General features: G+C 65.5%; 9 protein-coding genes. 3 read left to right on the top strand and 6 right to left on the bottom strand.

Going from position 1 to position 11,737, the window contains the following annotated elements:
* The 6 genes from AS156_RS43830 to AS156_RS01630 form a co-directional block, all read right to left on the bottom strand.
* Nucleotides 1-1,012, bottom strand: a 1,012-nt coding sequence (locus AS156_RS43830) for a branched-chain amino acid ABC transporter permease (RefSeq protein WP_245312504.1), incomplete at its 3' end; no start/stop codon positions are given.
* A complete protein-coding gene (locus AS156_RS01650; RefSeq protein WP_066499064.1) occupies nt 1,012-1,869 on the bottom strand; it encodes a branched-chain amino acid ABC transporter permease in 858 nt (285 codons plus the stop codon). The genes AS156_RS01650 and AS156_RS43830, both read right to left, overlap by 1 nt.
* Nucleotides 1,870-1,889: 20 nt before the next feature.
* Nucleotides 1,890-3,086, bottom strand: a complete 1,197-nt coding sequence (locus AS156_RS01645) for an ABC transporter substrate-binding protein (protein WP_245312503.1) — start codon at nt 3,084-3,086, stop codon at nt 1,890-1,892.
* A 165-nt stretch (nt 3,087-3,251) separates the two neighbouring features.
* Nucleotides 3,252-4,235 (bottom strand): NAD(P)-dependent oxidoreductase, encoded by a 984-nt coding sequence (locus tag AS156_RS01640; protein WP_066499054.1) that lies wholly within the window; start codon nt 4,233-4,235, stop codon nt 3,252-3,254.
* Between the two features lie 2 nt (nt 4,236-4,237).
* Nucleotides 4,238-6,094 carry a TRAP transporter large permease gene (locus AS156_RS01635; protein WP_066499052.1) on the bottom strand — a complete coding sequence of 619 codons (1,857 nt, stop codon included), beginning with the start codon at nt 6,092-6,094 and terminating at the stop codon, nt 4,238-4,240.
* A 9-nt stretch (nt 6,095-6,103) separates the two neighbouring features.
* Nucleotides 6,104-7,135: a TRAP transporter substrate-binding protein gene (locus tag AS156_RS01630; protein WP_066499051.1), complete on the bottom strand. Its 1,032-nt coding sequence runs from the start codon at nt 7,133-7,135 to the stop codon at nt 6,104-6,106.
* Nucleotides 7,136-7,326: 191 nt separating this feature from the next.
* On the opposite strand from AS156_RS01630, the gene AS156_RS01625 reads away from it, so the two are divergent.
* The 3 genes from AS156_RS01625 to AS156_RS01615 all read left to right on the top strand — a co-directional run bounded on the left by AS156_RS01625 (nt 7,327) and on the right by AS156_RS01615 (nt 11,520).
* Nucleotides 7,327-8,067: a FadR/GntR family transcriptional regulator gene (locus AS156_RS01625; protein ID WP_082747271.1), complete on the top strand. Its 741-nt coding sequence runs from the start codon at nt 7,327-7,329 to the stop codon at nt 8,065-8,067.
* 878 nt (nt 8,068-8,945) lie between these two features.
* A complete protein-coding gene (locus AS156_RS01620) occupies nt 8,946-9,677 on the top strand; it encodes a cytochrome c biogenesis CcdA family protein (protein ID WP_136625962.1) in 732 nt (243 codons plus the stop codon).
* A 154-nt stretch (nt 9,678-9,831) separates the two neighbouring features.
* Entirely contained in the window at nt 9,832-11,520 is a 1,689-nt protein-coding gene (locus AS156_RS01615; protein WP_066499042.1) for a SulP family inorganic anion transporter, read from the top strand.
* Nucleotides 11,521-11,737 lie beyond the last annotated feature (217 nt).

The following is an 11,737-nucleotide window of genomic DNA, read 5'->3' as shown; positions in this document are numbered from 1 at the left end:
CCGCCGGCCGTGGCACGATGGCGCGGTTGCTGGCGAGCGGACGGCGGTTGCGGAAATCGAGCAGCGCCGCGATGCCGCCGGGCATCACCAGCACGATCACGAGCAGAAGCACCGCATAGAGGAATGTCGACCACGACGCCAGCGGCGCAGCAATCTCCGGCAGGACTGTCAGGATGATGGTGCCGAGCATCGGCCCCAGGATCGAGCCGCGGCCGCCGATCAGGATCGCGATGAAGAACAGCACCGAGAGGTCGAAGGTGAAAGCATCGGGGGTGATGTAGGTCTGCAGCGTCGCGAACAGCCCGCCGGCGATCGCGGCCAGCGCACCGGCGAACAGGAAGATCGCGATCAGCATCCTCGGCTTGGAGATGCCGGTGGCTTCGGCGGCGACCTCGGCGTCGCGCACCGCGATCAGGGCGCGACCGAACCGGCTGCGCGCGATGTTGGCGCTCATCCAGGTCGCGACCACCGCAAATGCGATGCAGAGCCCGTAGAAGCCCCAGGGCGTGTCGAACGGCGCAGGGAATTGGGGCCCGGAGATGCCGATGCCGCCGCCCGTGACGCTCTGCCATGCCAGCGCAATCTGGGTCACGATGGTCGCAAAGCCCAATGTCGACATCGCGAAATAGAAGGTGCGCAGGCGCAATGCCGGCAGGCCGACGATCACGCCGAAGACCGCCCCGATCAGGCCGGCGATCGGCAGCGCCGCGAACACCGGCAGCGCCGGCATCACATTGCCCGCGACCAGCACGCTGGTGGCGTAGGCGCCGAGCGCCAGCAGCGCGACGTAGCCGATCGCGAGATGGCCGGCGAAGCCGACGACCAGATTAAGACCGGAGACCAGTACCCAGTAGATCGCCATGCGGGTGGCGATCAGCGCCCAATAGTCGTTGCTGACGAACGGCAGCAGCAGGGCCAACACCAGGATGCCGAGGAACGGCGCGACATGCGGCAGCGCCGTGCGCCACGCGCCGCCTTCGGTTCGGGGCGGAGTTGCGGTGACGGCGCTCATCACACTCTCCGCGCCGTCGATGCGCCGAACAGCCCCTGCGGCGCGGCGAGCAGCACGACGATGAACAGCGTGAACACCGCGACCGAGGAGAAGATGCCGCCGACCAGGAAGTTCGCGGCCTGCTGGAACAGGCCGAGCGCCAGCCCGCCGATGATCGCCCCGCGATTGTTGCCGAGCCCGCCGAGCGCGACCGGCACGAAGCCGTAGAAGTTCAACAACGCGCCGTTGGCGAAGAAGGCGAGCAGCAGCTGTCCGCCGGAATAGCCCGCGATGCCGCCGACCACGCCGGCAAGCGCATAACTTGCGACGCGCAGATTGCGCTCCGGCAGTCCAAGCGCCCGCGCCGCGAAATTGTCTTCCGCGATGGCGAGGAACGCGCGGCCGACCAGGGTGCGACGATAGAGATATTCGAGGCCGATGATGGTGATGGCGCAGGCCGCGACCGGCAGCCAGAACTTCTCGTCGAGGACGCCATCACCCAACCCTACGATGCGTGGAAACGGTTGCGGCTCGGTACCCCATTTGATCGCCGTCACCTGCTGGATCATCAGCGCGACCGCCAATGTCGAGAGCACGTAGAGATGCTGATCGAGGTTCTTCAGCACCGGCCGCACCGCGACGAATTCGGTGACGATGCCGATGACCGCGCAGCAGGCGAGCGTCAGCAGGAAGCCGACGATAACCGGCAGCCCCAGCTTCAAGCTGAACATCGAGCCGAACACGCCGCCCAGCATGGCGAGCTGGCCGGCGGTGAAGCTCATCACCCGCGAAGTCGAGAACATCGTGTTGTAGGTGACGCCGACCAGCGCGTAGATCGCGCCTGCCGCGAGACCGGATGCAAGGATCGAGGCGAGCATTGGCAGCCCTCGCCCGCGACTTACGTGTACCCCGGTGCCAGCGCGAAGGTGCCGTTCTTTGCGGTGCTGGCTTCCGACATCACGATCTCATCGGTCAGGTAGCCGTTGTGCTCGGTCGGCGAGAAACGATAGTTGCCGAAATAGCCGGGATAGCTCGACAGCGTGTTCCAGTATTTGACGATCCCAGCGCTGTCGGTCGAACCGCTTTCCTGGACAGCCTTGGCGATCAGCTCGATGCAATCGATGCCGCCCGCGACCCACCACAACAACGTATCGTTCAGCGCGACGTTGGCCTTGGCCAGCCGCGTAACCAGGTCCTCGCTCTTCGGCGGCAGCTTGCCGGCGCTGTCATAGCTGCAGCTCTTGTAGCCGATCGCATAGACCTTCTTCCAGTTCTCCGGCTTGGCGACCAGGCTGGCAAGCTCACCCGACGCCATCGAGGGGTGCCCGACGAACGGAACATCCCAGTTCATCGTCGCGCGGGTGTTGAACATCCGCGCTTCCATGCCGGTCGAGACGCTCCACACCACGATCGCCTCCGCGCCGGCGTTCTTGGCGCGCAGCATGTCCGGTGTCATGTCGGGCTGGGTCGAGTCGACATTGGCCTGATAGACCACCTCGGCGCCGTCCTTCTTGAACGCCGCGACCGATGCGCCGACGGCGGTGACGCCATAGCCCGTGGTGTCGCCGATCACGGCGACCTTCTTCACCTTGAGGATCTTCAGGCAATAGTTGCGCACGGCATCGTCCCACTGGCTGTTGGACGGCGCAATGCGGAACGCATTCGGGAACTTGACCGGATCGATCAGGCTCTCGACGACGCAAGGATGCAGGTCCGGCATCTTGGCGCGCGCCATGATTGGCGTCGTCGCCAGCGCTTCGCCCGAATTCAGCGGCCCCCAGATCGCGTGAACCTTGGCCGCACTGATCAGCTCCTGCGTCGCGTTCACTGCCTTGGTCGGATCGCCTTGGGTGTCGCGCATCACGAGCTCGATCTTACGGCCCTTGACGCCGCCGGCGCCGTTGATCGCATCGACCGCGAAGTTGACACCGCGATTGAAGCCGACCGTCGGCGCCGAGCTCGGGCCGGTGATCGCCGCGAGACAGCCAATCTTGATCGGTTCCGATTGCGCAATCGCTGGAGCTGGGAAGGAGAACGATGCGGCGCTCAATGCGCCGGCGCTGCCCAACAAAATTTCACGGCGTGAAATGGCCATGTGATGCACTCCCTCTTTCTCTTGCGGCGCCCGTCGTTTGGATGCGGAACGTCCGTTCATTTGTTGTCCGCCGCTCGTCGGCTGCGGTTTTGGCGGATCCAAGTTTGAGCCGGATGCGAAGGGCTTGTCCAGCCCTTCGGACGACATTGGTGCTCCCCCCAACGCTCATGATCTCGACCGCCGCGTCCAATGCTCGCCATTCACAGCGCCGGCAGGAATGTCACCAGCAATGATTGTTGCAACCTGACGCACGGTTTCCGCGGACTGATGCTCGATCGCCTGCGGCGTCAGGCCGCCGATATGCGGCGTCGCGATCACGTTGTCGAGCTTCGCGAGCTCAGGCGTCGGCATCTGGTCGAGCGCGCGGCCGACATCCATCGCCGCGCCCGCGATGCGGTTGTCGCGCAACGCCGCGGCGAGCGCGGCTTCGTCGACGAGATTGCCGCGCGACAGATTGATGAAGAACGCGTGACGCTGCATTCGCGCCAGCGCCGGCTGCCCGATCATGTTCTCGGTCTGCGCGTTGGCAACCGCAAGGCACACAACGTAGTCCGCGCGTGCCAGCAGATCGTCGAGCGGCAGATGCCGGATCGCCCCATCGTCCGGCGTGACGAAGGGATCCGCAACCAGCACCTCCATGCCGAGCGCCTTGGCGATGCGCGCGAGATCGCGTCCGATGCTGCCATAGCCGATGATGCCGATCGTGCTGCCGGCAAGCTGCCGCCCCATCACGATGTCCGGCTTCCGGCCGGCGTGATAGTCGGCGGCGGCGCGCGAGACGCCGCGCGACAAGTCGATCATGAAACCGAGCGCGAGCTCCGCGACCGACTGGACGAAGCCGGGGCTCGCCTGCGTCACCAGCACGCCGGCGGTGGAGGCCGCCGCGACATCGATGTTGCGGATGTCAACGGCGCAGCGCACGAAGGCGCGGAGCTTCGGCAGGCGTGGGAAGATCTCGCCAGGCCCCGCGGTCATGCGGTCGGCAACGATGATGTCGACATCTTCTGCCGCCATCACCAGAGACGCCGCGTCGAGCGCGACGTCACCCTCGTGCAGCTTGACGTCGCCGACCGCGCGCAGGCCGCTCAGGCTGCGTTCGCCGTAATAGTCGCGGCGCATCTGCGGCGTGTGGGCGAGCAGTACCTTCATCACTAATACCCCAGCGCATGCGGCAGCGCCGTCGAGATGACCGGCACGAAGGCGATCACAAGCAGGCACAGCAACAGGAGGCCAAGATAACCTGTTATCGGCTTGATGGTCTGCTCGATCGGCACGTTGCCGATCAGGCAGGCGCCGTAGAGCCCGAGCCCGAGCGGCGGCGCGAACAGGCCGAGCCCCATCGCGATCACCAGCACCACGCCGAAATGCAAGGGATCGACGCCGAGCTTGACCGCGACCGGCAGCAGCAAGGGACCGAAGATGATCAGCGCCGCGGCACCCTCGAGCACCGAGCCCATCACCACCAGCACCAGGATCGACAGCAGCATGAACAGCCAGACGCCATGGCTGCCCGAAATCGCCAGCATGAACTCGCCGACCGCATGCGGCACCTGCTGCAGCGTCAGGATGAAGGCAAGCGACTGCGCAGCGGCCACGATGAACAGCACAAGGCCCGAACGCGTCGCCGATTGCACGAAGCAGTGCGCGAGGCTCCTGATGCCGAGCTCGCGGAACAGGAGGCTGCCCACGGCAATCGCGTAGACCGCGGCGAATGCCGAGATCTCGGTCGCGGTGGCAAAGCCGCTCTTGAAGCCGAAGAAGATCATGAAGATCAGCCCGAACGACGCGATCGCGCCGGTCCACAGGCCGGACACCGCCGCACGCGGCTCGGCGTCGCCGCTCGCCGCGGGACGCTTGCCGAAGATGATCGACACCGCGATCAGCGCCACCGCCATCAGCGTCGCCGGCAACATGCCGGCGACGAACAGCCCGCCGATTGAGAGATTGGCGACGAAGCCCAGGATGATCAGGTTGATGCAGGGCGGAATCGTCTCCGCCATCACGGCGGACGCGGCGAGCAGCGCCACCGCGCCACCTGGGTTCTGCCGCGAGCGGCGCGCCGCCGGGATCAGCACCGAACCAACAGCGGCGACGTCGGCCATCTTCGAGCCCGAGATGCCCGAGAACAGCACCATCGACATCACCATCACGACATTGAGCCCGCCGCGCATGCGCCCGACCGCTCGTTGCAGCAGCTCGATCAGCCGCACCGACATGCCGTTGGCTTCCATGAGGTAGCCGACCAGGATGAAGAACGGGATCGCCAGCAGCACGAAATTGTCGATGCCGCGCGCCATCTGCTGGGCGAAGATCACGCCGGGCAGCGTGCCTTCCACCCAGATGAAGATCAGCGCCGCCAGCGCCAGCGCGAATCCGATCGGCAATCCGCCGAACAGCGTGAGAAAGAAGCCGACCAGCATCAGCGTTTGCGACGATGGGACCGATGACGGCGCCAGCGCGTCCCAGGCCAGATAGAGACCGACGATGATCGCGGTCGCCAGGATGCCCGCGAGCATGTCGCGCAAGGGCCGCTTGCAGAACAGCTCGAACGCGAAGACCGTCATGAACGTCGCGCCGACGCCCATCGGATAGAACGTCCATTCCAGCGGCAGGCCGGAGCCGGAGGTCTGCCCGGTGGTCAGCCAGCCCATCTTGATGGCGTTGTAGGCGACATAGGCGGCGATGACGGTGACGAGCAGCGCGCCGACGGCATCGACGACGCACCGCACGCCCGGCGACAGCATGTTGACGAAGAAGGCAACGCCGAGGTTCTCGCTGCGTGCGAGCGCGCTCGCCGCGCCGAAGAAGCTCGACCCGACCATCAGGCCGCGGGCGACGTCGTCGGACCATTCGACCGGGGCGTTGAACAGGAAGCGGGCCAGCACCGAGACGCAGACCACCACCAGATCGGCGGCAAGCAGGATCGCCGCGATCGCATCGCTCAGGGCGAGCAGCGGCGCCGTGATCCGATAGCCGCTCTGGCTGGGCGCGACTGCGGCGACGGTCATGGTGCGACCTCAGGCCTGCGTCGCACGGATCATGTCTACGACGGGCTTCGCCTCCGGCCGCGCCTTGATGAAATTGTCGGTCTGCGGCAGCACGCGCTTACGGAACGCCTCCTTGTCGCATTCGACGACGGTGACGCCCTTCTCCGTCAGCGCCGCCTGCGCCTCCTTCTCCACCGCAAGGCCGTGCGCGCGGGTGTCGATCGCGGCCTTCTTCGCGGCATCGAGAAAACTTTCGCGCAGCTTCGGATCCATGCGGTTGAACGTGGTGTCGCTGAAATAGACCGCGAGCGGCGAGAAATTGTGCTGCGTCAGCGCATAGTGCTTGGCGGTCTCGTAGAACTTGCTGGCGAGGATGGTCGGCGGATCGTGCTCGAGGCCGTCGAGCACGCCGGCCTGCAGCGCCGTGTAGATCTCGCCGAATGCCAGCGGCGTCGCCGCCGCGCCCATCAGGCGCAGACATTCCGTGATGATCGGGTTCGGCAGAGTGCGGATCTTCAACCCGGCGAGATCCTCCGGCGTCTTCACCGGCTTCTTGGACAGCACGCTGCGTGCCCCGAAATTATAGGCCCAGCCGATGATGTGGATGTTGGCGCCCTTGAGCAGCGCATCCTCGATCGGCTTCGCCGCGCCGGCGTCGAACGCCTTGGTCTGCTGCTGGAAGCTGTTGAAGAGGTAGCCGAGGTCGAAGGTGCCGACCAACGGCACCAGATTGGCCGAGATCGACGAGCCCGACACCATCAGGTCGATCACGCCAAGCTTCACCGAGTTGATGACGTCGATCTCCTGGCCGAGCTGGTTATCAGGGAAGAAGGTAACGTCGATCTTGTCGCCTAGCCCGTTCGCCTTCAGGCTCTTGACCAGATTGTCGTAGTAGACGCGGCCGTTGGCGTATTTGGGATCGTTGGGCAGCGACGAGGAGCAGCGCAGCTTCATCGTCGCTGCCTGCGCACGCCCGATCAGCGCGGGCGCTGCGGCGAGCCACGCAGCAGCAGTGACCGACGACTGCAACAAGATACGGCGGCTGACACGCGTTGACGTCATGATGCTCCTCCCCAGGAACGGATGATTATTGCCCTCCGCGTTGATCGCGGAGTGCTTGGCAGTTCATTTGTCATAATGTATGACAAAACAAATCGGGTTACGCAAGCGGCGCAACCGGGTTGCGCAAGCGGGCAACCGGGTTGCGCAAGGCGCCTTTCGTTCGGCACCTGCGACCAAAGCGAGGCTCTCCGATGTTCCAGACATCCAACGCGTTGCGTCGGAATGTGCACAGCCAGGTCACCGACCGCGTCGGCAGCAGCATCGTGCGCGGCGACATTGGCGTCGGCGAGACGCTGCCGCCGGAAATGCAGATCTGCGAGATGATGGATGTCAGCCGCACCGTCGTGCGCGAGGCGATGCGCACCCTCACCGGCAAGGGCCTGATCGAGTCGCGGCCGAAGAGCGGCACGCGCGTGCGTCCACCGGAACAGTGGAACCAGCTCGATCCGGATGTGCTGCGCTGGCGCCTCGAGACCGCGAACACCGATCGCTATCTGGCAAAGCTGTTCCAGTTGCGCTCGGCGGTCGAGCCGGCGGCGGCCGCGTTGGCGGCTGTTCACGCCGGCGAAGACGACATCGCGCGCATCCGCGCCGGCTGCGACGGCATGGCCGCGGCGAAGACCAATGAGGATTTCGTCGTGGCCGATATCGCTTTTCATCAATCGATCTATTTCGCCACCCGCAACGAGTTCTTCTGGCCGATCGCCCAGATGTTCGAGATCACCCTGCGCCAGAGCTTTACGATCGCCGCGACCGGTTCGCACCGTCCGCGCGCCCTGGTCGAGCACCGCGCGGTGCTGGATGCGATCGCCGCCGGCGATGCCGAGGCCGCGCGCGAGGCGACGGTGGTGCTGCTGAAGCACTCGGCCGACGATCTGGTGCGGATCCGGGGCCGGGAGTTCGATGCGCCGGCGCGTCCTGCGAAGCGGTAACTGTGATCGCCCGCTCCGTCCCCCGCGTCGTCCCTGCGAAAGCAGGGACCCATACTCTGCGGCGGATGTTGTGAGAAGGACCCGTGGTTAAGACATCGCTCAATAATGAAGATCGGTGATTATGGGTCCCTGCTTTCGCGGGGACGACAGCGAGTGTGTGGCGCGGCTTGTGAGTCATGCGTCAGTATTCTCGCGACATGAATCGTCCGAGCTTTGCATTTCGTTGTCCCCCGTGAAGAACAGAGGGCGCAGGGAAAGCCGGGTGCCGATCGCACCCATGGGCCCTGTGCAATGAAAAAAAGCACAGGGGTAGGACCACAGGTGTAACCGGAGCAATCCGGCTTTCCCTGCGCGATGGTTTACGGCTTATACGTACTCTCCCCGGCGAGACTGGGCTCTTTTGTCACCGCTGTTGCAAGACGCAATTGCAACAGGACACCTGCCACATCTAGGGCGTCAGGCCTGCACGATTTCGCCGTCCGCCTCATGCACACTCGTCAGTTGCGCAATCGGCGTCCACCGCATCTCACCGCAACACTCGTGACGATCGCGACGCGCCCCTCAATCGGGTGAGATGGGCGGATTCATACATCAAATCGATATTCTGGAAAACAGAAATATTTTTACACGCGGGTCTTGCGCCGTCGGGCAACTCAGTGGCATGGGCCCCTCCTCTCCGTCATTCCGGGGCGACGCGCAGCGTTGACGCGGTTCAATTATCGCACCACGGAACATTCGCTCGCGGTTTCACCAACCGAACCACGCCACAAGCTCCGCACACGGGCCTGTGACCATAGTTGAAGAGGCATGCGACGAAACTTCTGGATTGTTGGCGGCGTACGCGCCAAGAGAGGACAACCACCCGCGAAGGTTCATTGATGCACGACGTCTCGATCCCGGCGGCCCTGATCGCCGGCCTTGTCAGCTTCCTGTCGCCCTGCGTGCTGCCGCTGGTGCCGCCCTATCTGATCTATCTGACCGGCGCGACTATCGAGCAGGTCAACCAGGACGGCGCGACGGCGGCCTCCAAGCGCGCCGTGATGACGGCGGCGCTGATGTTCGTGCTCGGCTTCTCCACCGTGTTCATCGCGCTCGGCGCCAGCGCTTCCGTCATCGGCGGGCTGGTGCGCGCCTGGTCGGCCGAGCTGTCGATCCTGGCCGGCATCGTCATCATCATCATGGGCCTGCACTTCCTCGGCGTGACCCGGATCGGCCTGCTGATGCGCGAGGGCCGGCTGACCGCGCCCAAGCCGGTCGGGCTGTGGGGCGCCTATGTCATGGGCCTGGCCTTCGCCTTCGGCTGGACGCCGTGCATCGGCCCGATCCTCGCCGCCATCCTCTCGATCGCAGCGTCGACCGCGACCGTGACCAAGGGCGCCGGGCTGCTCGCCGTCTATTCCGCCGGGCTCGGCATCCCCTTCCTGCTCGCGGCCTTCATGGTCAAGCAGTTCTCCTCGCTGTTCGCGCGGATGAAGCACCATCTCGACACCGTCGAGCGCGTGATGGGCGTGCTGATGGTGATCACCGGCATCGGGTTCCTGACCGGTGCCATCTCCAGCGTCAGCGTCTGGCTGCTCGAGACCTTTCCGGCGCTGCAGAATATTGGCTAGCGCGGCACCTTTCGTCATTGCAGAGCGACGACTTGACCGCCGAAGCCTTGGCGAAGGCCGCTCGCGACTGCACACGGCGCGACGCCACTGGCTTTTGGCCATGTGATATCGGAATATTTCCCGAACCCTTCGCCGCCAGGAGAGTCGGAGACCGATGGCCCAGCCGCCCGCGACACACACCAACTGGCCGATCTTCCGTTCGCTCAAGGCCTTCCGACCGAGCGACCTGCCGGGTGACCTGATTGCTGGGCTGACGCTGGCCGCGATCGCGATCCCCGAGCAGATGGCCACCTCGCGGCTTGGCGGCTTCTCGCCGCAGATCGGCTTCTTCGCCTTCATCGCAGGCTCGCTCGGCTTTGCGATGTTCGGCGCCAACCGCTTCCTGTCCTGCGGCGCCGATTCCACCATCACGCCGATCTTCGCCGGCGGTCTGGCGGTGATGGCGACCGCCGGCTCGCCCGACTACCAGTCGCTGGCGATGGCGCTGGCGCTGATGGTCGGCGTGATCATGATCGCCGGCAGCCTGTTCAAGCTCGGCTGGATCGCCAATCTGCTGTCGACACCAGTGACAGTCGGCTTCCTCGCCGGCATCTCCGTCCATATCCTGGTCTCGCAACTGCCCGGCGTGCTCGGCCTGCACACGCCGGACGGACCGACGCTCTACAAGCTCGGCATGCTCGCCAAGGACATCGGCCAGACCAACCTCTACACGCTGGCGATCGGCCTCGGCGTGCTGGCGCTGGTCGCCGGCTCCGAGACGATCAGCGCCCGCATCCCCGGCGCTCTGATCGGCCTCGTCGCCGCCACCATCGCCGTGATCGCCGGCCATCTCGAAAGCAAGGGCGTCAACGTGGTCGGCACCGTGCCCGGAACGCTGCCGAAGCCGTCGCTTCCCGATATCGCGCCGGAGCGCTGGGTGAAGCTGCTGTCGCTGGCGCTTTTGATCGCCGTGGTCGTCATGGTGCAGACCGCAGCGACGACGCGCTCGTTCCTCTCCGACCGGGACAAGCCGGCCGATGTCGACCGCGACTTCCTCGGCGCCGGTGCCGGCAGCGTGCTGTCCGGGCTGTTCGGCGCCTTTCCCGTCAATGCCAGCCCGCCGCGCACCGGCATCGTGTCGGAGACCGGCGGCCGCAGCCAGCTTGCCGGGCTGGTCGCCGCTGGCATCGTGCTCGCGCTGCTGGCCTTCGGCGCCACGCTGCTGCAGCACGTGCCGGATGCCGCGCTCGGCGGCGTCCTGCTGTTCGTCGCGCTGCGCATCATCCGCCTGAAGCAGATCGTGATGATCTTCCGGCAGTCGTTCTATGAATTCCTGCTGGTGGTGGCCACTGCCGCTGCGATCATCGTGCTGCCGATCGAGCAAGGCGTTGCGGTCGGTATCGCGCTGTCGCTGCTGCACGGCATCTGGACCACGACGCGCGGCCGCCTGGTCGAATTCGTGCATGTGCCCAACACCACGATCTGGTGGCCGGCTGGCCGGCAGGTCGGCGGCGAGCCCCGGCCCGGCATTATCGTCGTCGGCCAGCAGGCGCCGCTGTCGTTCCTCAACGCCGCGAACTTCCACAGCGACGTGATCAAGATGATCGGAGCGTCGACGCCGAAGCCGCGGCTCCTGGTGATCGAGGCCAGCGGCATCGTCGAGATCGACTTCACCGCCGCACAGGCGCTGCACGATCTGTTCCGTGAGTGCCGCGAGGACGGCGTGACGATCGCGATCGCGAGGCTCGAATCGACCCGCGCGCAGGACGCCTTCGAACGCTTCAACTTGTACGATGTCCTGCCGCGAGACCGCGTCTTCCACAGCGTCGACGAGGCCCTGCGCACGCTCGGCGGGCCGGCGTAGAGCGTGCGGTGAAATTGAGCCAACTGGAGCAGCATCGGGATCGACCTCTCCCTTGGGAGAGGTCGGCGCGCAGCGCCGCGTGAGGGATTACGGTCTCTCATTGGAGCCGCGGCCCCTCACCCGATTTGCTGCGCAAATCGACCTCTCCCCGCCGGGGAGAGGTGAACCGAGCTCCACGTCAAATTGCTTGCCGGGTTGTTCATCACCGGGCGGGAAG

It is taken from the genome of Bradyrhizobium macuxiense (assembly GCF_001542415.1).
Lineage (GTDB): Bacteria > Pseudomonadota > Alphaproteobacteria > Rhizobiales > Xanthobacteraceae > Bradyrhizobium > Bradyrhizobium macuxiense.
This window is presented reverse-complemented; position numbering and strand designations above follow the sequence as displayed.